The organism is Kribbella sp. NPDC049174 (assembly GCF_043197365.1).
In the GTDB taxonomy this organism is placed as follows: Bacteria; Actinomycetota; Actinomycetes; order Propionibacteriales; family Kribbellaceae; genus Kribbella.
Map to the genome: position 1 here is coordinate 510,752 of NZ_JBICSZ010000002.1, position 23,576 is coordinate 534,327.

The following is a 23,576-nucleotide window of genomic DNA, read 5'->3' on the forward strand; positions in this document are numbered from 1 at the left end:
GCGGCCTCGAGCGAAGCATGTGCGTTCGAGGCTCGCGGTGTCTACGGCACAGCGACCGAGCTGCCCAGCTCGGCAAGCTGGCTTGCCGTGAGCCTGATCGGTGTCCGTTGTTGCGAGGTTGGTGCGACAAGCTGTTCGACCCCGTGGGACGCAGCCGATCGGCACGGCGGTTCAAGATTCTCCCGGAGCCACTCATGACTACCAGCACTGGGCACATGACGCCTTCACGCACTACCCCAAGACGGAGCGGTGTGGCGGCTTTACTGCTGATACAGCACGAGAGGTGCTGGGGAAGTGTGACGTTTCCCCTTGTGGATAAGGGATTCTGAGCATTCACGAGTTTGCCCAGCTATCAGCCATCGCGTAAGATCGAACACATGTTCGAGAATGATCTGACCGTGCTGTCGATGGCCGACCTGCTGGAGTCGGCCGCCGCGCACCGTGCCGAGGTCAACCGCCTCGACGCGCGTCTGCTCGAACACGCCCAGATCTTTGCCGACCACCACCACCCCGACACCAGTCCCACCCGCCCCGGCCGCCGCTCCAGCGACGGCCGTGAACGCGCCGTGGTTCTGGGCGGCGACGGCTGCCCCGCGATCGCCGAATTCGCCCCGGCCGAGTTCGGGGTGATGGTCGGCATGTCGCCCGGAGTGGCCGCGGACTACATCGGCCAAGCCCTCGCCCTGCGCCACCGCCTCCCGCTCACCTGGGCCCGCGTGCAGGCCGGCGAGGCGACCCCGTGGAAGGCCCGCAAGATCGCCACCGCCTGCCTCGACCTGCCCGAAGACGCCACCCGGGCCGTCGACCAGCGGGTCGCGCGCGTCGTCGACTTGCTCACCCCGATCCGGCTGGACAAGATCGTCGAAGCCGCCAAGAAACACGCCGACCCCGAGAATGCCCGGGCCAAGGCCGAGGCGAAGAACCGCGAACGCGGCGTCTACCTCGGCCGCTGCGACGAGCACGGCACCAAGAAGATCTTCATCCGCACCGGATCGGGTCGCGCGATCCGGTTCAACGCCCGCATCGGCAGCATCGCCGAAGCGCTGAAGATCCTCGGCGACACCGCCTCCCTGCAGAGCCGTCGCGCGGACGCGGTTGGCATCATCGCCGACCCCCGCTACACCGAAGAACTCCTCCACCAGGCCCACGAATACCTCCGCAACGCCCCACCCGGACCGCCCGCGCCCACCGACAACGACAGCCCAACGGCCGAGGCGGCCACCGATGCCGGCGCCGCGCGAGCACCCGCCGTAGCCACCGGCCAGGACATGACCCCAGGCGCCGGCGTGACCAATGACCACAGCACCGCCAAGGCTGCCGACCGCGGCGGCCCGCCAGTCCCTGGTCGGGGAGGGACGTCAACAGGCAACCCGGTGCGCGGTGCAGCGAGCGGCCGACGCACAACAGCAGACGAGGGCCACGGTCCCTACCCGAGTGACCAGAGTCTCCTGGATGACTGGCCTGAGCCCGGCCTAGACGACGAAGCCGACCGCGACGCGCCCCACCCCAGCCACGGCGACGTCCCCGGCCCACTCGACACCCCGTACGAAGAGGTGATCGAGCCGTTCGACCCCAGCCTGCGACTCGACCGCGACGACAGCGACACCCTCCACACCGCGACTGTGAATGCCGCGGCTGCGGACGCAAAGGCTACGGCTGCGGACGCCGCGACGGTGGATGCCGCGGCGCGACATGTTCTGGACGCCCGGCTCGCCCAGATCAGGCACGACGCGCACACCAAACCGCGGACAGGGCGACAGCTGCGGCCCGGGCAGACCGAGATCTACGTCCACCTCACCGACCACACCCTCGCCACCGGCACCGGCGTGCTCCGTGTCGAGGACGTCGGTCCACTGTTGGCGTCGCAGTTGAGTGAACTCGTCGGCCATGGCCCGTACACCGTGAAGCCGGTCATCGATCTGCACGATGCGGTCAGCGTCGACGCCTACGAGATTCCCGACCGGATCCGCGAGCGCGTCAAGCTACTCCATCCGGTTGAGCTGTTCCCGTACGGCACCCGCGAAACGCATCGCGCCATGGATCTGGACCACATCCAACCCTACGACCCCCTCGGCCCACCAGGTCAGACAAGTACCGACAACCTTGCACCGCTGGGGCGTTTCCCCCACCGGGTAAAGACGCACGGCCGCGGCTGGAACGTGCGCCGCCTCGACCACAAGACCCTCCGGTGGACGACTCCCAACGGCTTCATGTTCCACGTCGACCCCACCGGCACTCACCGAGCGCCGAATCCGCTTCCGGACATATGAACGACGTGGGTCGCGCGGGAGTCGTGGCCAGGATGCCGATCAGGATGACGCCGTTCACCGTGCGCCTACCCGTCGTGACCGATCGGCTTCGCCGGGGTCAGGCCGCCTCACACGCGGCGGAAGATCAGGGCTCGTTTCACTTCCTGGATCGCCTTGGTGACCTCGATGCCGCGGGGGCAGGCGTCGGTGCAGTTGAAGGTGGTCCGGCAGCGCCAGACGCCTTCCTTGTCGTTCAGGATCTCCAGGCGCTGCTCGGTGCCCTCGTCGCGGCTGTCGAAGATGAACCGGTGGGCGCCGACGATCGCCTGCGGGCCGAAGTACTGGCCGTCGGACCAGAAGACCGGGCAGGACGTCGTGCAGGCGGCGCACAGGATGCACTTGGTGGTGTCGTCGAACCGGTCCCGGTCGGACTGGGACTGGATCCGCTCCCGGGTCGGCTCGTGGCCGCTGGTGACCAGGAACGGCATCACCGAGCGGTACGCGTCGAAGAACGGCTCCATGTCGACGACCAGGTCCTTGAGCACCGGCAGGCCCTTGATCGGCTCGACGGTGATCTCCTTCTCCGGGTTCAGGTCCTTGATCAGCGTCTTGCAGGCCAGCCGGTTGCGGCCGTTGATCCGCATCGCGTCGGAGCCGCAGACGCCGTGCGCACAGGACCGGCGGAAGGTCAGCGTGCCGTCCTGGTCCCACTTGATCTTGTGCAGCGCGTCCAGCACCCGGTCGGTCGGCTGCAGGGTGACCGAGTAGGTCTTCCACTCGGCCTCGTCGACGACCTCCGGGTTGTACCGCAGGATCTTGACCTTGACGTCCATCAGTACTTGCGCTCCATCGGCTTGTAGCGGGTCTGCACGACCGGCTTGTAGTCCAGCCGGATGTTCACGTTGCCTTCGGCATCGATCTCGCGGTACGCCATCGTGTGCCGCATGAAGTTGACGTCGTCGCGCTTGTCGTAGTCCTCCCGGAAGTGCCCGCCGCGGGACTCCTTGCGGGCCAGCGCGGACACCACCAGCACCTCGGCCAGGTCGATCAGGAAGCCGAGCTCGACCGCCTCGAGCAGGTCGGTGTTGAACCGCTTCCCCTTGTCCTGCACGGCAACCCGAGCGAAACGCTCCTTGAGCGCCTCGATGTCGACCAGCGCCTGCTTCAGCGAGCCCTCGGTCCGGTACACCTGCGCGTTCAGGTCCATCGTGGCCTGCAGGTCGGCCCGGATCGCGGCGATCCGCTCCTGACCGGTGGAGTTGCGCAGCCCCTCGACGAGTTCGACGACGTACGTCTCCGGGGCGTCCGGCAGGTCCTCGAAGGCCGCGGTCGCCGCGTACTCGGCGGCGGCGATCCCGGCCCGCCGGCCGAACACGTTGATGTCGAGCAGCGAGTTCGTACCCAGCCGGTTCGCACCGTGCACCGACACGCAGGCGACCTCGCCCGCGGCGTACAGGCCGGGGATCACGTCGTCGTTGTTGGCCAGCGCCTCGCCCCTGATGTTGGTCGGGATGCCGCCCATCGCGTAGTGCGCGGTCGGGAACACCGGGATCTGCTCGGTGTACGGCTCCACGCCCAGGTACGTCCGGGCGAACTCGGTGATGTCCGGCAGTTTGGCGTCGATGTGGGCCGGCTCGAGGTGGGTCAGGTCGAGCATCACGTAGGCGCCGTCCGGGCCGCAGCCGCGGCCCTCGCGGACCTCGTTCGCCATCGCCCGGGCGACCATGTCGCGCGGCGCCAGGTCCTTCACGGTCGGCGCGTACCGTTCCATGAAGCGCTCGTTGTCCTTGTTCCGCAGGATGCCGCCCTCGCCGCGGGCCGCCTCGGACAGCAGTACGCCGAGGCCTGCCAGGCCGGTCGGGTGGAACTGGAAGAACTCCATGTCCTCCAGCGGCAGGCCCTTGCGCCAGACGATGCCCATCCCGTCACCGGTCAGCGTGTGCGCGTTGGACGTGGTCCGGAACACCTTGCCGAACCCGCCGGAGGCGAACACGACCGACTTGGCGGAGAAGATGTGCAGCTCGCCGGTGGCCAGTTCGTAGGCGACGACACCGGTGGAGCGGCCGTTCACCATCAGCAGGTCGAGCACGTAGAACTCGTTGAAGAACTCGACGTTCTGCTTGATGCACTGCTGGTAGAGCGTCTGCAGGATCATGTGGCCGGTCCGGTCGGCCGCGAAGCAGGACCGCCGGACGACGGCCTCACCGTGGTTGCGGGTGTGGCCGCCGAAGAACCGCTGGTCGATCTTGCCCTCGGCGGTCCGGTTGAACGGCAGGCCCATCTTCTCCAGGTCGAGGACCGCGTCGACGGCCTCGCGGCACATCACCTCGGCCGCGTCCTGGTCGACCAGGAAGTCACCGCCCTTGACCGTGTCGAAGGTGTGCCACTCCCAGTTGTCCTCCTCGACGTTGGCCAGTGCGGCGCACATGCCGCCCTGGGCCGCGCCGGTGTGCGACCGGGTCGGGTAGAGCTTGGTGAGGACGGCGGTCCGGGTCCGCTTGCTGGACTCCAGCGCGGCCCGCATCCCGGCCCCACCGGCGCCGACGATCACCACGTCGTACTGATGCCGTTGCATCTGAGCACAGTCCTTACTTGTTGCAGACCGACAGCGTGCTGCTGGGGTCCAGGCAGGGGTCGAAGGTGAAGATCACCAGGGTGCCGAGTACGACGATCACGATCGACGCGGTGATCAGCAGGGACTTGAGCCAGAACCGGGTCTGGTCCTTCTCGGCGTAGTCGTTGATGATCGTGCGCAGGCCGTTGGTGCCGTGCAGCATCGCCAGCCACAGCATCAGCAGGTCCCAGACCTGCCACAGCGGGTTGGCCCACTTGCCGGCCACGAATCCGAAGTCCAGCGCGTTGATGCCGTCGCCGAGCATCAGGTTCACGAACAGGTGGCCGAGCACGAGGACGACGAGGGCGAGCCCGGACAGCCGCATGAACAGCCAGCTGTACAGCTCGAAGTTGGTCTGACCGGACCGGTTCCGGCCGCCGCCCTTCAGCGAGCGGGAGCGGGAGCTGGACCGGGGTGCCGCGATCTCGGACATCTCAGCCTCCGAAGACGTGGGTGAGGTGCCGGATCACGAACGGCACGAACAGAACCACCCAGACCACGCCGACGCCGATCATCAGCTGGCGCTGGTAGCGCGGGCCGCGGGCCCAGAAGTCCACCAGGATCAGCCGGATGCCGTTGAACGCGTGGAACAGGATCGCCCCGACCAGGCCGACCTCGAGCAGGCCGACGATCGGGTTCTTGTAGGTGCCGATCACCTCGTTGTAGGCCTCCGGGGAGACCCGGACCAGCGCGGTGTCCAGCACGTGCACCAGGAGGAAGAAGAAGATCCCCACCCCGGTGATCCGGTGCGCGACCCATGACCACATGCCCTCCCGGCCGCGGTACAGCGTGCCGGCTGGTTTGCTGGGCAAACCGATCCTCCGATCGGACGTCTGACCGAGAGCCGTGCGGCTGCCGCGACCGGCTCGACCGGGCGAAAACCAGGCCGGTTCGATGCTAGTCCTGTGTTCAGACTCAAAATGTCCTGACAGATGTGAGATCGGTCGCGTCTTGACTTCAACCGGGCTTCAGCGTCAAGACTGCCGACAGGCCTGGGATGTCGCCCGGGTCACATCGAGGGGAGAACACGGTGAGTTTCTGGATCTGTGCGACCTGTGCGGTCGAGCACTCCGAGCAGGTCGAGGTGTGCGCGATCTGCGCCGACGAACGCCAGTGGGTGCCCGCCGACGGTCAGCACTGGACGACGCTCGACGAGCTGGCCGCCGCCGGTACGACGGTGGCGATCGAGGAGGTGGAGCCGGGGCTGTACGGCATCACGTCGAAGCCGCCGGCCGGGATCGGGCAGCAGTCGATGCTCGTGCGGACCGCGGAGGGGAACCTGCTCTGGGACCCGATCGGGTTCGTCGACGACGACGCCGTACGGCGGGTGCGCGAGCTCGGCGGAGTGGTCGGGGTCATTGCCAGCCACCCGCACATGTACGGCGTCCAGGTCGAGTGGAGTCACCGGCTCGGGAACGTACCGGTCTACGTTTCCGAGGCGGACGCCGAATGGGTGGCCCGGCAGGACCCGGTGATCAAGACCTGGTCGGGCAAACTCACCCCGCTCCCGGGCATCACCGTGATCCAGCCCGGCGGCCACTTCCCGGGCAGCGCGGTCATTCACTGGGCGGAAGGTGCCGACGGCAAGGGCGTGATCCTGTCCGGCGACACCGTCTTCGCCAACCCGGACCGCACGTCGGTCAGCTTCATGCGCAGCTACCCGAACCGCATCCCGCTGTCCGGCGCGGTCGTCGACCGGGTCGCTCGCTCCCTCGACGTCTTCGACTACGACCGCCTCTACAACAACTTCGGCTCCGTCATCCCCGTCGACGCCAAAGCCATCGTCCGCCGCTCCGCCGACCGCCACGCCGCCTGGACCCGAGGCGACTACGACCACCTGACCTGAGCTGTGCCCGGACGCCCCTGCAACCGGGGCGTCCGGGCAGCCGGTCAGGTCCGGCCGACCGCGAGCCCGTCGATCTGGACGAGCTTGCCACTGGAGGCAGAGACGAACTTCAGCGTGCCGCTGAAGAGCGTGCTCTGGACCGGAAGGCCGAGCACGACCTGACGATGGGTGGTCGGGTAGGCGAGGTTGACCGTGGTCAGGTACCTGTTGCCGGCGTACACCGCGACGGAACCGCAGGTCGGGCACCGGGTGGCGATCAGGAAGAACCGCTTGCCCTGCACGGTCCGCGTCAACGACTTGCCGTACGCCGTCGTCTGCGTCGTCGTGCCGAAGTAGAACGTCGACCCGGTCGCCCGGACCCAGCCGGTCGAGGCCAACGTCAACGACCGGTCGTCGAGCGGCCGGGAGAAACAACGTTCCGGACTCCACTGGCCGACGTTCCCGAGCTTGTCCTTCGCCCGCACCGAAACGCAGTACTCGTACCCGGCCGCGACCGCGAGATTCATCGACGTCGCGGTCGTATTCGTCCACGGCTGCACATAAGCGCCGTACGGCCCGGCAGACGTGGCCCGGCGGTAGCGCACGTCGTACGACGCGACCCCGCTGGCATCCGTGGCCGACACCGTCAGCGTCGCCGTCGCGGCGACCGACGACTGATACCCCGGCCCCGTCATTTGAGCCACCGGCCCGGTCGCGTCGACAGTGACGGTCCGGTACGCCTTCGTCACCCGCCCGTCGGGCTCGGTGGCCGTGACCACCACGGTGTTCTCACCCGTCGACAGGTTCGTCGCAACGTACGGCGAGGTGCACGCGGTCGCCGCGGACCATCCCGCAGAGCAAATGAACTTCGTGCCCGGCTGCAGCGCGGAGCCGTCGAACGCGATGGAGGCCTGTGGACCGACGACAGCGGGTGTCGGCGCGATCGTCGGCCCGAGGCGCTGCCACGCGATGTCGAACCGTTGACCCTCGTGGTAGTCGTTTGCGAGCTGGTTAGGCTCCAGACCCAGGTTGTCGCTGTCGAGCCGGAACATCTGGTCGTTCCCGCTCAGCGCCAGCAGCGTGCGGCCGTCCGGATTCCAGCTGATGGAGCGGACCGTGGTGTCGAGCGGCAGGCTCGACAGCACCTTGTTCGAGGTGAAGTCGACGAACTTGATGTATCGGTCGGAGCCGAACGCGACCAGCCGGCCGTCCGGCGAGACGCGGACCGGCATACCGTCCGCCGCGGCCATAGCTGCCGGCAGGATCGCCAGTCGCGCACCGCCCGCAGCTGCCTGGATCCGGGTGAACCGGTCGTCACCGTCGAACCGGCGGTCGACCACTACCAACGTCCGCGCGTCCGGCATCCAGCTCGGGCTGGTCACGTCACAGGCAATCTTCTCTGCCGCGCCTCCGGCCGCAGGGATCACGTAGACGCATGGCATCCCGTTCTCCGGCGTCTGGAAGGCGATCCGGGTGCCGTCCGGAGACCAGGACAGGTGGGTGATCGCCGCCCGGGTCGGTGAGGTCCATAGCTCGACCGGGTCACCGATTCCACTCGGCTCGAGGCGCTGAGTCCAGAGGCTCTTCTCGTAGTTCGTCGTCACGTACGCAACCGCCCGCCCGTCCGGCGCGGCGGCCAGCGCTTCCTTCGGCGTGACGGAGTCGCGGAGCCCCAGCGGAACGACGTACCCCCCGAGGCCGGCTGCCATCAGCTCACTCGGCCGGCCGTCGGTCAGAGCGACCTGTTGCGTCGGACGGGACGATACGGCGCGCGGGCTCACCGGTCCCTCCCCGATCTCGTTGACCACCGACAGTGCGTACTCCGTGCCCGCCTCCGGCGAGATTTCGTTGTACCAGACCATCGATCGCCCGTACGGGTCCGGCTCGATCCACTGGGTGGTCTCCTGACCGTTCCGGTAGCGATGGATGAAGTACCCGCGCACCGACGTGCCGCCCGCGGTCTTCCACGCCGGCCACGCGATCGTGACGCCGCGGTAGGTGGGCAGGACGGCCGGCGCCTGCGGTGCTTTGGGCAGGGAGACCGAGGTGGCCACGAGGTCGACGGTGCGCACCCGAGGCGAGTTGGACTCGAAGATCCACAGCTGGTCCGAGAAGTCTCCGTAGCCGTAGCTGTTGGTCGACTCGAATGTCAGGGTCGGGGTGCAGGACGCGCCCGGCGCAAGGAACTGCCCGCAGTCGTTGCTCAGCTTCCACTCGGTACCGACGCGCAGGTACATGTTGGAGAAGCGGAACTGCTCGGTGCCGGTGTTCGTCAACGTGAGCGGCAGGCTCTTGGCGCTGCCAACCAGGACGCGACCGAATTCCAGCTTCTCCGGCGTGACGGACAGCAGGCTGTAACCGAAGGTGCTCTTGTACCGGATCTCGAGTACCGCGGTGCTCGCGGTTCCCGGGCAGGAGGCGCCGAGAGACGTCGTGAACGTCTCGAGTTGCAGGTCGGGCGTGTAGGTCAGCGCCCGAACGCGGAAGACGCCGGTGGTCACGCAGGTACGGTCGCCTTGGGTGAGTTCGATCGGCACTTCGTAGTAGCCGGGACCAGCCAGGAACGCAGGCATCTTCAGTGTGAGCGAACCAGCTGTCAACGTGCGGGTCCCATCGGCCGGCGCAGACGCGGTGACCGGACCCTCGGTCTGGTTCTGCAGCCAGGTGAATCCGGCGCTGCGGTTGGCGTCGAGGGCCAGTACGTCGATGTCGCCGACCGCCGGAGCCTCGGCGGCGCGGGTGGCTTTGACCTCGGGGCTGGTGGCCGGGTCGGTGTCGGAGGTGGCGACGACGCGGTAGTCGGCGGTGGCGCCGGCGGCGATCGACTCGTCGATCCAGGTGGTCGTCGAGTCGGTCAGGGGACCGCTGAGGTCCTGCCACTCGGCGGTGCCCTGCTTGCGTTCGACTCGGTAGCCGGAGGCGTCCACGTCGTTCCAGGTGACACCTATGCCTTGGCGGGTCGGGAAGACCTGGGCGGCGGGGGCAGCGACCGACTCGTCGCCGAAGGCGGCGTGGGCGAGGAAGGGGATGGTGATGGCCGCGAGAGCGGCGGCCAGGGCAGAGCGGAAGAGGGCAGGACGGGACAGGGCAGGCGTGCGGGCGCGGCGCATCAAATCTCCAGGCAGGGGATTCCGGCGCGCCCCGAGACACACCGGCGAGAAAGGCAAGAAGTATCGCGATTGCGGTCTTCACCGCAACCCCGTTGCAGCTTTGTGCAATCAGGCGGCCAGGCGGGACTGGGCCAGGCGGCTGTGCAGGGCCAGCATGCGGTGGACGCAGGTTTCCCAGTCGTAGAGCTCGGCTCGTTGGCGGGCCGCGGCTCTGCGGTTGGGGAGCTGGGCGAGTTGCAGTACGGCGTCTGCGAGGGCGGCTGGGGTGGCGGGGGCCCAGCGGCCGCAGGATTCGTCGACCAGCTCGCGGGCGCCGCCGGTGTTGGCGGTGACTACCGGCGTACCGGAGGCTAGGGCTTCGAGCACCGCGAGGCCGAAGGTTTCGCCGGGGCAGACGGACAAGGCGATGTCGGCCTCGGCGAGGTGGCGGGCGAGGGTACGGCGGCCGTCGACGTAGCCGTGGAACGTCACCGGGGCCGAGCCCGCGATCGCGATCAGCTCGTCGAGATGCGGGCCGGATCCGTACACGTCCATCCGCATCCGCACGCCGCGGCGGTGGAGCTCGGCGGCGGTGGCGACGGCCAGGTGCGGGCTCTTCTCGCGGGACAGGCGGCCGGCGTGGACGAGCTTGAGTACGCCGTCGTCCACCGGCTCCGCCAGGGACGGGTGGAACGTGTGCAGGTCGACGCCGAGCGGGATCCGGACCAGTGGTGTGGTCACTTCGTCGAACTCGGCGGCCGCATAACGGGACGTCACCACGACAGCGTCGTACGTCCGGCTGAGGAGCTTGTAGAGCGCACCGACGCCGGCCGCGACACCCAACTGCCGGCCCGTGCGGAGCGACAGCATCGCGTCGAGTCGCTCGTGGCTGAAGAGCACCGAGCCGATGTCATTGCGACGCGCCCAGCGCGCCACCGGCAGCAACGTCGACTTGTCCGAGATCTCCACCGTGGTGGGCCGGAACCGCTCGAGGGTGTCGATGACCTTCCACGGATCGGTGATCAGGCGGTAGCCGCCGCCGACCTTCGGTGCCTTCATCCGGATCACGGTGCCGGCCTCGGTCTCGATCACGGTGTCGCGGTCGCCGGGCGTGATCACGATCCGTTCCGCGCCCGCGTCGGCGTACCCCTGGCCGAGGTGCTCGATCGCGGTCCGCATCCCGCCGGACGTCGGCCCGACGAAGTTGGCGAGCTGGGCGATCCTCAGTGTGCTCATGCGACGCGCCGGATGGCCGCGGCCTCGCGGAGGACCTCGGCGTAGTGGCGGTCGACCAGGTCGTCGACCACCGCCGGCCAGGTCCGGCTCTGCACCCGCTGCAGTCCGTTGGCCGCCATCCGGCTCCGGGCGGCGGGGTGGTCGAGCAGGGTCTTGACCGCGTTGCGTAACGAGCCCGGCTGCCCTGGTTCGAACAGCAGTCCGTTGTCGCCCGGACGGATCAGGTCGAGCGGACCACCCGCGGCCGGACCGACGGTGGCGACCCCGGAGGCCTGCGCTTCCTGGATGGTCTGGCAGAACGTCTCGTGCTCGCCGGTGTGCACGAACACGTCCAGCCCGGCGAAGATCGCGGCCAGGTCAGCGCCCCGGCGCATCCCGAGAAAGGTTGCCTTAGGCAACGCCGACTCCAGTGACGCGCGATCCGGACCGTCTCCGACGATGACCACTCTGCAGTCGAGGTCGGTCAGTTCGGCCAGCCGGCGGACCTTCTTCTCCGCGGCCAGCCGGCCGACGTACCCGACGATCGGCTGGCCGTCCGGAGCGATCTCCCGGCGCCAGTCCTCGTCGCGATGCTGGGGATCGAAGAGGTCCAGGTTCACGCCGCGACCCCACAGATGGACCCGCGGTACGCCGCCCTGTACGAGTTGCTGGACCGATGCGGTCGACGGTGCGAGCGTGCGGTCGGCTCGTGAGTGCACCCGTCGTACCCAACGCCAGACACCGCGATCGGCGGCCGCGAACCAGGGGTACTGGCGGGCGAACCCGGCGATGTCGGTCTGGAAGATGGCGACCGTCGGCAGGCCGAGCTTGCGCGCGCTGCGCAGTCCGTAGGCGCCGATGATGAACGGCGAGGCGAGATGGACCAGGTCGGGCCTGAACTCGGCCATCGCCCGCTCGATCGACGGATCGGGCAGACCGACCGGGAACTCCTTGTATCCCGGGATCCCGAAGCTGCGGGCCCGCAGTACGGGCACGTCGCGGTAGGTGTCGGGACCGGGGCCGGCGGCAATGATCAGCAGCTCGTGCCCACGGGCGAGCAGCCGGTCGGCGACATGGCGAACCGTGTTCGCCACGCCATTGATCTGCGGCAGGAAGGACTCAGCGACCATCACGATGCGCACGGTCCGAACGTTCCCCACCGCGCATGAACCCTCGGCGACACTCTCGTGACACCGCGTCGATTCCCTGTCGACGCGTGCACGGACGTGAAGTGTCCTTCAGGTAGCCACCCGGCGGTGTTTGGTTAGTGCCACGCGAACTGTGGGAGTCGTCACACAGGGTGCTGGATGTCACCACCCTGGTGCATACCAGTGGTGGGGTGGTTCGGCCTACCTTTGGAGGATGAGCCATCGGAGTGAGTCGGGGTTCGAATTCGCGCCGGTGTACGGGCCGGAGGCGCTGGACGGGTTCGAGCCGGACGCGAAGCTGGGCGAGCCGGGGCGGTTCCCGTTCACCCGCGGCGTCTACCCGTCGATGTACACCGAGCGGCCGTGGACGATGCGCCAGTACGCCGGTTTCGGGACCGCGGCCGAGTCGAACCAGCGGTACCACCAGCTGATCGACCACGGCACCATGGGCCTGTCCGTCGCCTTCGACCTGCCCACCCAGATGGGCTACGACTCCGACGCCCCGATCGCGCACGGCGAGGTCGGCAAGGTCGGGGTGGCGATCGACTCGATCGACGACATGCGGGTGCTGTTCGACAAGATCCCGCTGGACCAGGTGTCCACCTCGATGACGATCAACGCGCCCGGATCGGTGCTCCTGCTGCTCTACCAACTGGTCGCCGAGGAGCAGGGGGTCGCCGGTGACAAGCTCACCGGCACGATCCAGAACGACGTACTCAAGGAGTACATCGCCCGCGGCACCTACATCTATCCGCCGAAGGAGTCGCTGCGGCTGATCAGCGACATCTTCGCCTACTGCAAAGCGGAACTGCCGCGCTGGAACACGATCTCGATCTCCGGCTACCACATGGCCGAGGCCGGCGCGACGCCCGCGCAGGAGATCGCGTTCACGCTCGCGGACGGGATCGAGTACGTCCGGGCCGCGGTCGCGTCCGGGCTGGACGTGGACGAGTTCGCGCCGCGGCTGTCGTTCTTCTTCGTCGCCCGGACCACGCTGCTCGAGGAGGTGGCGAAGTTCCGCGCCGCCCGGCGGATCTGGGCCCGGGTGATGCGGGACGAGTTCGGCGCCAAGAACCCGAAGTCCCTGATGCTCCGGTTCCACACCCAGACCGCCGGTGTGCAGCTCACCGCGCAGCAGCCCGAGGTGAACCTCGTCCGCGTCGCGATCCAGGGCCTGGCCGCCGTACTGGGTGGAACCCAGTCCCTGCACACCAACTCGTACGACGAAGCGATCGCGCTGCCCACCGAGAAGGCGGCCCGGCTCGCGCTGCGCACCCAGCAGGTGCTCGCCTACGAGACCGACGTGACCGCGACCGTCGACCCGTTCGCCGGTTCGTACGTCGTCGAGTCGCTCACCGACGAGGTGGAAGCGGCCGCGCTCGAGCTGATGGACCAGGTCGAGGAGTACGGCGGTGCCGTCGCCGCGATCGAGAAGGGCTTCCAGAAGCAGGAGATCGAGCGATCGGCGTACCTGATCGCCCAGGAGATCGACTCGGCCGAGCGGGTCGTGGTCGGGATGAACAAGTTCAAGATCGCCGAGGAAGAGCCGTACGAACCGCTCCGGGTGGATCCGACCATCGAGGCCCAGCAGACCGAGCGTCTGGCCAAGCTGCGGGCCGAGCGCGACCAGGCCGCAGTGGACGAGGCGCTGGCCGAACTGCAGGCGGCGGCCCGGGGGTCGGAGAACTGCCTCTACCCGATGAAGAAGGCACTGCTGGCCCGGGCCACGGTGGGAGAGGTGTGCGACGCCCTGCGCGATGTGTGGGGCGTGTACGTGCCGGCCGACACCTTCTGATTCTCGGCTGGTCTGGACCGCCCGACCGCTAGCGCAGGATCCGTTCAGTCCAGCAGGGCGCAGGACGCCAGCACCATCATTCCGAGGCCGATGGCGTCCTCGTCCACCGTGAAGCCCGGCGTATGCAGATCGGCGGCATTCTCCACGCCGGGCGCACGGACGCCCAGCCGGGCCATCGCGCCCGGGACGTGCTCGAGATACCAGGCGAAGTCCTCGCCGCCCAGGCTCTGATCCGTCGACGCCACCGCGTCGGGCCCGGCGGACAGCTCGACGGCGCGCTTCAGCACACCGATGGCGTCCGCGTCGTTCATCACCGGCGGTACGCCGTGGGTCACCTCGGTGCTCACCTCGACGCCGTACGGGGCGATCAACTGCCCGGCCAGCGTCGGGATCAGGTCGCCCGCCAGCTTCCAGGCGTTCACGTCCAGGCAGCGCAGGGTGCCCTCGGCCTCGCCGCGGGCCGGGATCGCGTTCGCGGCCGAGCCCGCGGTGATGCGGCCCCAGACCAGCGACATGCCGGCCCTCGGGTCGACCCGGCGGGACAGCGCGGCCGGCATCTCGGTGACCAGGGTGGCGAGGGCGTAGACGAGATCGCCGGTGAGGTGCGGCCGGGAGGTGTGGCCGCCGGCGCCGGCCAGCCGGACCAGGATACGGTCGGCACCGGCGGTCAGTGCGCCGACCCGGAGGCCGACCTGGCCGACCGGCAACCGGGGATCACAGTGCAGGCCGTAAATCCGCCGTACGCCGTCCATCCCGCCGGCCGCGATCACTCCGAGTGCACCGCCGGGCATCACTTCCTCGGCCGGCTGGAAGATCAGCCGGACCCGGTGCTTCAGCAGGCCGTCGGCCGCCATCCGCGCGAGCACCATCGCCGCGCCGAGCAGAACGGCGGTGTGGACGTCGTGGCCGCAGGCGTGCGCGACACCCTCCTGGGTGGAACGAAAGGGCGAGTCGACACCGTCCGGCACGGGCAGGGCGTCGATGTCGGCACGGAGAGCGACGCAGGTGTCGCCGGAGCCGATGTCGCAGATCAGACCGGTGCCCGTCGGCAGCACCTCCGGGGACAGACCGGCCGCCACCAACCGCTTCCGGATCAGTTCGGTCGTCCGCACCTCGTGCCAGCCGAGCTCCGGGTGGGCGTGCAGGTCGCGCCGGACCGCCACGATCTCTTCCTGAGCCGCGGCGACCCGAGTCTGCAGGTCACTGAGCAGCACCTGCTGCGAAATCGTCATTGCGCGATTCTCGCATTCGGTCGGCGAGACGCCTGTCCCAGGCTCCGAGACCGGACGGATCCGGTCAGGTGCAGCTCACCCGACGCGTTGGGATTCTGGCTGAGCGTCACGGTGGAAACTACGATTGAGTAACGAGCATTTCAGTCACGCATTGTCAGTGGCTGGGTGGTCTGCCCGGGTCTATGGTGTCGCTGCGAACGCCTGCACGGGGCGATCTGGATCGAGGAGGCATCTTGCGGCACACGACGAAGCTGGCGGCTCTTGCCGTCACCGTGGCGCTGGTGGTGGCCGGCTGCGCGAAGAAGGAAGAGCCCGGTGCCGCCGCCAGCGACGAGCTGTGCGCTGACAAGTCGGGGGCGGGACCCAAGATCGGCCTGGCCTACGACATCGGCGGTCGCGGCGACAAGTCCTTCAACGACCTCGCCGCAGCGGGTGTGAAAAAGGCAGTGGACGAGTTGGACGCCACCTGTGAGGAGGCCGAGGCCGGCCAGGAGGAGCCCGACTCCGCGAAGGAGGAGCGGCTGCGCACCCTCGCCGAGGCAGGCTTCAACCCGATCATCGGCGTGGGCTTCGTCTACACCGAAGAGGTCGTCAAGGTCGCCAAGGAGTACCCGGACATCAAGTTCGCCATCGTCGACGGTTTCGGCGAAGCCCCGAATGTCACCAACCTGGTGTTCTCGGTCGAGCAAGGCTCGTTCCTGGTCGGTGTCGCCGCGGGCCTGAAGTCCAAGGCCAAGAAGGTCGGCTTCATTGGCGGTGTCCGGGGGCCGATCATCGACCCGTTCGCGGCCGGGTACAAGGCCGGGGTCGCCGCCGTCGACCCGAGCATCACGGTCGACATGAAGTGGCTGTCCGACAAGGGTGACGCCAAGGCGTTCGCGAACCCGGCCGGCGGCAAGACCGCTGCGACGGCGCTGTACGACGCCGGTGCAGATGTCGTCTTCCACGCCGCGGGCCTGTCCGGCAACGGCCTGTTCGACGTTGCTGCCACGAAGCCGGACGGCACCTGGGCGATCGGCGTCGACGCCGACCAGTACCAGACCGCGACCCCGGAACAGCAGAAGCGCATCCTGACGTCGTCGCTGAAGAAGGTCGACGTCGCCGTCTTCGACTACGTGAAGATGTTCAAGGACGGCACCACCAAGGCCGGCTTCGACCTGTACGACATCAAGCGTGACGGTGTCGGGTACGCCACCAGCGGTGGCTTCGTCGACGACATCGCGCCCAAGATCGAGGAGTACAAGGCGAAGCTGGTCTCCGGCGAGCTGACGGCGCCGTCGAAACTCTGACGACTGAAATCTCGGGCTCGGGCCGGTGACGCGGTAGCGTTCTGGCCCGGGCCCGAGGCTCGTCCCGGCGACAACGGGGTCGCCGCAGGAGATCTGGGAGCGTGTGACATCGACACCATGACTCAGACGATGGCCGTCCGGCTGAGGGGAATCGGCAAGAGTTTTCCCGGCGTGGTGGCCAATCACGACGTCGACATCGAGGTCCGGAGCGGGACCGTGCACGCCCTGGTGGGTGAGAACGGCGCCGGCAAGTCGACTTTGATGAAGATCCTGTACGGCGTGCAGAAGCCGGACGAGGGGTCGATCGAGATCAATGGCGACGAGGTCGTGCTGCACTCGCCGGCCGATGCGATCAAGCAGGGTGTCGGCATGGTGTTCCAGCACTTCATGCTCGCCGACAACCTCACCGTGGTCGAGAACGTCGTCCTGGGCGCCGAGAAGCTCCACGGTATCGGCGACAGGGCCCGGGCCAAGATCAAGGAACTCTCCGACACCTACGGCTTCGGCCTGTCGCCGGATGATCTGGTCGAGGACCTCGGTGTGGGCCATCGGCAACGGATCGAGATCCTGAAGGTTCTCTACCGTGGCGCGAAGATCATCATCCTGGACGAGCCGACTGCCGTCCTGGTGCCGCAGGAGGTCGACGCGCTCTTCGGCAACCTGCGCGAGCTGAAAGCCCAGGGTTACACGCTGCTGTTCATCTCGCACAAGCTCGACGAGGTGCTTGCCGTCGCCGACGACGTCACCGTGATGCGGCGCGGCACCACTGTCGCGTCGGTGCATCCGAAGGATGTCAGCGCGCGCCAGTTGGCCGAGCTGATGGTGGGTTCGGAGCTGCCGTCGCCGAGCACCGAGGAGTCGACCGTCACCGAGGACGTCCAGCTCACCCTCGAGAACGTGACCCTGGCCGGTGCGGGAGAGCGGAACCTGCTGGACGACGTGTCGCTGCGCATCCACCGCGGCGAGGTGCTCGGTATCGCCGGTGTCGAAGGCAACGGTCAGACCGAGCTCGTCGAGCTGGTGATGGGAATGCGGCCCGCCACCTCCGGGCAGGTTCGGCTCGGCGACAAGGACATCACCGACTGGAGCACGGCGGACCGGCGCAACGCCGGCATCGGGTACATCCCCGAGGACCGTCAGCGGCATGGCCTGCTGCTGGACTTCCCGCTCTGGGAGAACCGGATCCTCGGTCACCAGGACCGGTCGCCGAGTTCGCGCGGACCGTGGATCAACAAGTCCGGTGCTCGCAAGGACAGCGAGCGCATCGTCGAGCAGTACGACGTCCGAACGCCGTCGATCGAGACCACCGCCCGGGCTCTGTCCGGCGGTAACCAGCAGAAGTTCATCGTCGGCCGCGAGATGAGCGGCGACCCGGTGCTGCTGATCGCATCCCACCCGACCCGGGGTGTGGACGTCGGCGCCCAGGCCGCGATCTGGGACCAGATCCGGGAGGCCCGGCGGCAGGGGCTGGCGGTGTTGCTGATCTCCGCCGACCTGGACGAGCTGATCGGCCTGTCGGACCAGATCCAGGTGATCCTGCGGGGCAAGCTGGTCGGTGAGTTCGACCCTGACACAGTCACCCCGGAGCAGCTCGGCTCCGCCATGACCGGTGCCGGAGAAGAGGAGTGATGGGCAAGCTCGACCTGCGCCGGATCGGACTGGCGCTCGCCGCGCCGGTGCTCGCCATCGTCGTCTCCCTGGTGATCACCTGCCTGATCCTGCTGGCCGCCGGCAGTTCCGTCTCCGGCTTCCTCAGCACGATCTTCTCCGTGCCGGCCGAGCGCAACGTCATCAACATCCTGAACAACGCGTCGATCCTGTACCTGTCCGGCCTGGCCGCCGCGATCGGGTTCCGGATGAACCTGTTCAACATAGGCGTCGAGGGGCAATACCAGGTGGCGGTCTTCACCGCCGCGGTGTTCGCCGCCCAGGGCTGGCTGCCGGGACCGCTCAACGTGCTGGTCTCCATCGTGCTGGCGATGACGGCCGGCGCGCTCTGGGCGTCCATCGCCGGCCTGCTGAAGGTCACCCGTGGCGTCAGCGAGGTGATCTCGACGATCATGCTGAACGCGATCGCGGTCTCGCTCACGGCGTACCTGCTCCGCCAGGTCGGTGTGGAGACGGGCAGCAACCTGGCCACCCAGGAGATCCCGCAGGACAGCTGGGTGGCCGGTATTCCGTTGTTGCCAGGGGCTCCGAACGAGTTGCTCGGCCTCGCCCTGCTGGCCGTCCTCGGCGGGATCGCGTACGCCGTCCTGCTGAACCGGTCGAAGTTCGGCTTCAGCCTGCGGGCCACCGGTACCTCGGCCAGCGCGGCCGTTGCCAGCGGCATCGACGTACGGCGGATGGTGGTCGTCTCGCTGATGATCTCGGGCGCGGTGGCCGGCCTGATCGGGTTGCCGCTGCTGTTCGGCAGCTCGCACAGCTACGGTACGACGTTCCAGGCCGGGATCGGCTTCGCCGGGATCGCGGTCGCACTGCTCGGCCGGAACAACCCGATCGGCATCGCGTTCGGCGCGCTGCTGTTCTCCTACCTGACCGAGCAGAGCAATCTGCTCGAGATCAACGCGCGGGTGTCGCCGGACATCGTGGCGATCAGCCAGGGCGTCATCGTGCTCGCCGTCGTCATCGCCTACGAGGTGGTACGCCGGTACCGCAACGCACTCGAACAACGGCAGGTGGCAGCGGAACTCAGTAGCTCGGCCCCGGCCGACGCGACCCCGGAGGCGACCCGATGACGATTGCTCCCGAAGAGCTCCGGCCCGCCGGAGCCCCGTCCGCGCCACTCGATCAGCGGCGGCGGCTCAGGATCTGGATCTGGCTGCTCGTCGGCCTCGCGCTGCTCTCCGGTGTCCGGGTGCTGACCGGAGCGCACGAGGTCGACTCGGCCGGCACCATGCGCGAGGCGGTCAACGCCTCGGTCCCGATCGCCCTGGCTGCGCTGGCCGGTCTGTGGTCGGAGCGGGCCGGCGTGGTCAACATCGGCCTCGAGGGCATGATGATCCTCGGCACCATCGGCGCCGGGTACTTCGGCTACTGGTACGGCCCGTGGACCGGCATCGTCGGCGCGATGATCTTCGGCATGATCGGCGCCGCGCTGCACGCGCTGGCGACGGTGGTCTTCGGCGTCGACCACATCGTGTCCGGTGTCGCGATCAACATCATCGCGCTCGGTACGGCCGCCTTCCTGGCCGACACCTGGTTCTCCGGTCTGCAGGGTGGTGGCCCGACCCAGTCGCCACCGCTCGACGCTCCACTGTCGATCACGATTCCCGGCATCTCGGAAGCGATGATGGACCTGCAGGCCAAGCACTGGTTCATCGTGTCCGACCTCGCCTCGCTGGTCGCCGCGGTGACCACCGAGCTGTCCACCATGACGATCCTGGCGATCGTCATGATCGTCGGAAGTGCCCTGCTGCTGTGGCGTACGTCGTTCGGCCTGCGGCTGCGGTCCTGCGGCGAGAGCCCGGTCGCGGCCGAGACCCTGGGTGTCAACGTCTACCGCTACAAGTTCATCGCCGTCCTGACGTCGGGCGCCATCGCCGGCGCCGGTGGTGCCTTCATAGCGCTGGTCTCGTCCGGCATCTACCAGAACGGGCAGACCGGCGGCCGCGGCTACATCGGCCTGGCCGCGATGATCTTCGGCAACTGGCGCCCGGGCGGCCTGGTGCTGGGCTCGGTGCTGTTCGGCTACACCGACGCGCTCCAGCTCCGGGCCGGCGGTGAGGCGGTGCACGCGCTGCTGATCATCGTCGCGATCATCCTGCTGGGCGTCGCCGTCCTGCAGTTCCGCCGGGGCCAGAAGATCGCCGCCGCCACCTCGCTGGCGATCGCGATCGTGTTCGCGATCTGGTTCTTCACCACCGATGCCGTCCCGGCCGACTTCACCCGGATGACGCCGTACGTGACGACCCTGCTGGTGCTCGGGCTGGCCTCACAGCGGCTCCGGATGCCTGCTGCCGACGGGCTCCGATATCGACGCGGTCAGGCGGGTTAGCGCCGTGCCGGACGATGCTTCGACCGTCGACTGGCCGGCGCTCCGGTCGGCGGCGGTCGAAGCGATGGGACGGGCCTACGCGCCGTACTCCCATTTCCCGGTCGGTGCCGCGGCGCTCGTCGACGACGGGCGGGTCGTGACCGGCTGCAACGTCGAGAACGCGTCGTACGGGCTGGGACTGTGCGCCGAGTGCGGGCTGGTGTCGGAGCTGATGAACACCGGCGGCGGGCGGCTGGTCGCGTTCACCTGCGTGAACGGCCACGGGGACTTGCTGGCGCCGTGCGGCCGGTGCCGCCAGTTGCTGCACGAACACGGTGGTGCCGAACTGTTGCTTGAGACAACGACCGGGATCCGGCCGTTGCGCGAGCTGTTGCCCGACGCGTTCGGGCCGGAGTCTCTGGAGGAGAAGTGAGCTTCGACGCCGTCGACGTGATCCGCACCAAGCGGGACTCCGGCGAGCTGAGCGACGGTCAGATCGACTGGGTGATCGACGCCTACACCCGGGGCGACGTCGCCGACGAGCAGATGTCCGCACTCGCGATGGCGATTCTGCTGAACGGGATGAACCGGCGGGAGATCGCCCGCTGGACCGCGGCGATGATCGCCTCCGGCGAGCGGATGGACTTCGCCCGGTTGTCCCGGCCGACCGCGGACAAGCATTCCACCGGCGGCGTCGGGGACAAGATCACGTTGCCGTTGGCCCCGGTGGTGGCGGCCTGCGGCGTCGCCGTACCGCAGCTGTCCGGGCGCGGCCTCGGCCACACCGGCGGCACGCTGGACAAGCTCGAGTCGATCCCGGGCTGGCGGGCCGCGCTGTCCAACGACGAGTTGATGCGTCAGCTGGAGGACGTCGGCGCGGTGATCTGCGCCGCCGGTGACGGGCTGGCGCCGGCCGACAAGAAGCTCTACGCGCTGCGGGACGTGACCGGCACGGTCGAGGCGATCCCGCTGATCGCCAGCTCGATCATGAGCAAGAAGATCGCCGAGGGGACCGGCGCGCTGGTGCTGGACGTGAAGGTCGGCTCCGGCGCGTTCATGAAGGAGCTCGCCGACGCCCGTGAGCTGGCCGAGACGATGGTTGCGCTCGGCACCGATGCCGGGGTGAAGACAGTTGCCTTGCTCACCGATATGTCCGTCCCGCTCGGGCTGACGGCCGGGAACGCGCTGGAGGTGCGCGAGTCGGTCGAGGTCCTGGCCGGCGGCGGCCCGGCGGATGTCGTCGAGCTCACCGTCGCTCTGGCCGTGGAGATGCTGGCGGCCGCGGGAGTGACGGATGTCGACCCGGCCGAGAAGCTCCGCGACGGTACGGCGATGGACGCCTGGCGACGCATGATCGCGGCCCAGGGCGGTGACCCGTCCGCCGAACTCCCGGTTGCGCCCGAGCAACACGTCGTACCAGCGCCTTCCTCCGGAGTCCTGTCGAAGCTGGACGCCCTGGCCGTCGGCGTCGCCGCCTGGCGCCTAGGCGCCGGCCGCGCCCGCAAGGAGGACCCGGTCTCCCCGGTCGCCGGCGTCGAGCTGCACGCCAAGCCCGGCGACCAGGTGGTCGAAGGCCAGCCACTCCTGACCCTCCACACCGACGACCCAACCCGCTTCCCCCGAGCCCTGGAGTCGTTGACCGACGCGGTAGAGGTCTCCACGTCGTACACCCCGACCCCTCTGATCATCGACCGAATCACCGCCTGACAGTGCGCGCGGTCCTGGTGCCAGATGTCGTGGTCGACGCCTCGCACCCCCTCCGCCGCGCGGGGCGGGCTGAGTTCAGCTTGAGCGGGTGGTTAGGCGGGCCTTTTGTTGGGTGGCGAGGGTTTTGAGGAGGGCGGTGTCGGGGCGGGGGTCGGTGCCCAGGGCACCGGTCTGGCGGATGGTGAGTTCGGCGACGAGGGAGCCGACGACGAAGCTGACCTCGGCGACCGCCTCGGACTGGCCGGTGCCGCCGTCGTACTGGACCCGCGCGTCACTCAAGGCGTTCGGTACGCCGAAGCTCTTCTCGTGCGTGTCCTGGCTCCAGAAGCCTTGCTGCAAGGTCTTCGCCTTGGCCGGGCTCGCGGCCTTGAAGAGCTGCACCGTGAACCGCTTCTTCTTGTCCGGGCTCAACCGGCTGGCGCGATACCCCTCGACGAAGCCGGCGTTGAGCAACAGCGCCCGATCGAGAGCAGGGTCGGCAGACCAATTGCCCAGGAACGTGGTGGCGGTGAATGCACCGCTGGTACTCCGCGGATCGGCGATGTAGCCGCGCGGCAGCACGACCAGGCCGGCCAGCGTGTTCTTCGCCGCCTTGTCCCGCGCGGCCGCCGGCCCCTTGGTTGCCGAGGGCGTCTGCAGGGTGCCGGTCGAGGCTCCGGCGTCGTTCCCGCACCCGGTCACGCCGAGCAACAGCGCGGTCATCACGGCGGCGACGCCTGGCGCAGTCCGCTTCACGGTTCTTCTCCGTCCGGCTTCTCACCCCGAGAGCATCAGAACGTTTCGGGCCCGATGTCATCAGACAAAGGTGAACACCGGGCGAACGGCCCGCGAATCAGCGGGAGCGCGCCTCGGTGAGAAGCGTCTCGATCCGGCGGCGGGCCGCCTTGGGGTGCAGGGGTTCACAGCCCGCGTCGAGACAGCGGCGGACCACCAGTGGATCGTCGCGGAGCAGCAGCAGACCGCGGCGCAGCAGGGTGAACGGTGGCTTGCGGTGCTCCCGGAGGTCGCGCTGGAACCGCCGGACGAAGGTGACGAGCCGGTGGTGCCGGACGCAGATGGCGGCCGCGAGCAGCCCGCGATCGCGCAGCGCCCCGACGATCTGGTCGGCGAAGATGCCCTCGGCAATGATCAGTGGCGACCCGGCGGTGGACACCGGCCGGTGCCCGACCGTCCTGTCCGCGGCGATGTCGTAGATCGGCAGGTCCGCCGTCCCCGTCGTACCCAAGGTCTCCAGCGCCGCGACGGCCCGGTCGCCGTCCCAGGACCGCGGGTCGTCCCAGTCCACGATTCCGAGCGGGGAGCGCGGCATCGCGTCGTCGTCGCCGTCACGGTAGAAGTCGTCCAGCCGAACGACGGGCAGCCCCACCAGCTCGGCCAGATGCGACTTCCCCGTCCCCGAAGGCCCCGCCAGCAACACCACACGCGAACTCACCGGCC

The 23,576-nt window shown here is 68.6% G+C and carries 19 protein-coding genes; 9 read left to right on the top strand and 10 right to left on the bottom strand.

Annotated elements, in window-relative coordinates; genetic code table 11:
* The first annotated feature begins 377 nt into the window (after window positions 1–377).
* Window positions 378–2,270 (top strand): hypothetical protein, encoded by a 1,893-nt coding sequence (locus tag ACGFIF_RS12950; RefSeq protein ID WP_393154437.1) that lies wholly within the window; start codon window positions 378–380, stop codon window positions 2,268–2,270.
* A gap of 107 nt (window positions 2,271–2,377) precedes the next feature.
* On the opposite strand, the gene ACGFIF_RS12955 is transcribed toward ACGFIF_RS12950, so the two are convergent.
* The 4 genes from ACGFIF_RS12955 to sdhC are packed head-to-tail and all read right to left on the bottom strand — an operon-like array spanning window position 2,378 to window position 5,630.
* Complete coding sequence (locus ACGFIF_RS12955; protein WP_393154438.1) at window positions 2,378–3,082, bottom strand: succinate dehydrogenase iron-sulfur subunit; 705 nt, start codon at window positions 3,080–3,082, stop codon at window positions 2,378–2,380.
* Complete coding sequence (gene sdhA, locus ACGFIF_RS12960) at window positions 3,082–4,824, bottom strand: succinate dehydrogenase flavoprotein subunit (protein ID WP_393154439.1); 1,743 nt, start codon at window positions 4,822–4,824, stop codon at window positions 3,082–3,084. The genes ACGFIF_RS12955 and sdhA overlap by 1 nt, the downstream gene beginning before the upstream one ends.
* A 13-nt stretch (window positions 4,825–4,837) precedes the next feature.
* The gene (locus ACGFIF_RS12965) at window positions 4,838–5,296 is read right to left on the bottom strand and encodes a succinate dehydrogenase hydrophobic membrane anchor subunit (protein WP_393154440.1); all 459 of its coding nucleotides are present in this window, start codon (window positions 5,294–5,296) and stop codon (window positions 4,838–4,840) included.
* Between the two features lies 1 nt (window position 5,297).
* Window positions 5,298–5,630 carry a succinate dehydrogenase, cytochrome b556 subunit gene (sdhC, locus tag ACGFIF_RS12970; RefSeq protein WP_393155464.1) on the bottom strand — a complete coding sequence of 111 codons (333 nt, stop codon included), beginning with the start codon at window positions 5,628–5,630 and terminating at the stop codon, window positions 5,298–5,300.
* A gap of 263 nt (window positions 5,631–5,893) precedes the next feature.
* Between sdhC and ACGFIF_RS12975 the strand changes: the two genes are divergently transcribed.
* Complete coding sequence (locus ACGFIF_RS12975; RefSeq protein WP_393154441.1) at window positions 5,894–6,709, top strand: MBL fold metallo-hydrolase; 816 nt, start codon at window positions 5,894–5,896, stop codon at window positions 6,707–6,709.
* 44 nt (window positions 6,710–6,753) lie between these two features.
* Here the strand turns inward: ACGFIF_RS12975 and ACGFIF_RS12980 are convergent, their stop codons facing one another.
* The 3 genes from ACGFIF_RS12980 to ACGFIF_RS12990 form a co-directional block, all read right to left on the bottom strand.
* On the bottom strand, window positions 6,754–9,798 hold the full coding sequence (locus tag ACGFIF_RS12980) for a hypothetical protein (protein WP_393154442.1): 3,045 nt from the start codon (window positions 9,796–9,798) through the stop codon (window positions 6,754–6,756).
* Window positions 9,799–9,906: 108 nt separating this feature from the next.
* Window positions 9,907–11,013 (bottom strand): glycosyltransferase, encoded by a 1,107-nt coding sequence (locus tag ACGFIF_RS12985; protein WP_393154443.1) that lies wholly within the window; start codon window positions 11,011–11,013, stop codon window positions 9,907–9,909.
* Window positions 11,010–12,152, bottom strand: a complete 1,143-nt coding sequence (locus ACGFIF_RS12990) for a glycosyltransferase family 4 protein (protein ID WP_393154444.1) — start codon at window positions 12,150–12,152, stop codon at window positions 11,010–11,012. Before ACGFIF_RS12990 ends, ACGFIF_RS12985 begins: the two co-directional genes overlap by 4 nt.
* A gap of 202 nt (window positions 12,153–12,354) precedes the next feature.
* Here ACGFIF_RS12990 and ACGFIF_RS12995 point away from each other — a divergent pair, with 202 nt between their 5' ends.
* Complete coding sequence (locus ACGFIF_RS12995; RefSeq protein ID WP_393154445.1) at window positions 12,355–13,935, top strand: methylmalonyl-CoA mutase; 1,581 nt, start codon at window positions 12,355–12,357, stop codon at window positions 13,933–13,935.
* 44 nt (window positions 13,936–13,979) lie between these two features.
* Here ACGFIF_RS12995 and ACGFIF_RS13000 read toward each other — a convergent pair whose 3' ends face one another.
* Complete coding sequence (locus ACGFIF_RS13000) at window positions 13,980–15,167, bottom strand: amidohydrolase (RefSeq protein ID WP_393154446.1); 1,188 nt, start codon at window positions 15,165–15,167, stop codon at window positions 13,980–13,982.
* Between the two features lie 233 nt (window positions 15,168–15,400).
* Between ACGFIF_RS13000 and ACGFIF_RS13005 the strand changes: the two genes are divergently transcribed.
* The 6 genes from ACGFIF_RS13005 (at window position 15,401) to ACGFIF_RS13030 (ending at window position 22,139) form a co-directional block, all read left to right on the top strand.
* The gene (locus ACGFIF_RS13005) at window positions 15,401–16,456 is read left to right on the top strand and encodes a BMP family protein (RefSeq protein WP_393154447.1); all 1,056 of its coding nucleotides are present in this window, start codon (window positions 15,401–15,403) and stop codon (window positions 16,454–16,456) included.
* Window positions 16,457–16,573: 117 nt separating this feature from the next.
* On the top strand, window positions 16,574–18,085 hold the full coding sequence (locus ACGFIF_RS13010; RefSeq protein ID WP_393154448.1) for an ABC transporter ATP-binding protein: 1,512 nt from the start codon (window positions 16,574–16,576) through the stop codon (window positions 18,083–18,085).
* Window positions 18,085–19,194 (top strand): ABC transporter permease, encoded by a 1,110-nt coding sequence (locus tag ACGFIF_RS13015; protein ID WP_393154449.1) that lies wholly within the window; start codon window positions 18,085–18,087, stop codon window positions 19,192–19,194. The genes ACGFIF_RS13010 and ACGFIF_RS13015 overlap by 1 nt, the downstream gene beginning before the upstream one ends.
* A complete protein-coding gene (locus ACGFIF_RS13020; RefSeq protein ID WP_393154450.1) occupies window positions 19,191–20,453 on the top strand; it encodes an ABC transporter permease in 1,263 nt (420 codons plus the stop codon). The genes ACGFIF_RS13015 and ACGFIF_RS13020 overlap by 4 nt, the downstream gene beginning before the upstream one ends.
* A gap of 4 nt (window positions 20,454–20,457) precedes the next feature.
* Entirely contained in the window at window positions 20,458–20,865 is a 408-nt protein-coding gene (locus tag ACGFIF_RS13025; RefSeq protein ID WP_393154451.1) for a cytidine deaminase, read from the top strand.
* Complete coding sequence (locus tag ACGFIF_RS13030) at window positions 20,862–22,139, top strand: thymidine phosphorylase (protein ID WP_393154452.1); 1,278 nt, start codon at window positions 20,862–20,864, stop codon at window positions 22,137–22,139. The genes ACGFIF_RS13025 and ACGFIF_RS13030 overlap by 4 nt, the downstream gene beginning before the upstream one ends.
* 75 nt (window positions 22,140–22,214) lie before the next feature.
* On the opposite strand, the gene ACGFIF_RS13035 is transcribed toward ACGFIF_RS13030, so the two are convergent.
* Entirely contained in the window at window positions 22,215–22,874 is a 660-nt protein-coding gene (locus ACGFIF_RS13035; RefSeq protein ID WP_393154453.1) for a hypothetical protein, read from the bottom strand.
* Between the two features lie 97 nt (window positions 22,875–22,971).
* The gene (locus ACGFIF_RS13040; protein ID WP_393154454.1) at window positions 22,972–23,571 is read right to left on the bottom strand and encodes an ATP-binding protein; all 600 of its coding nucleotides are present in this window, start codon (window positions 23,569–23,571) and stop codon (window positions 22,972–22,974) included.
* Window positions 23,572–23,576: the final 5 nt, after the last annotated feature.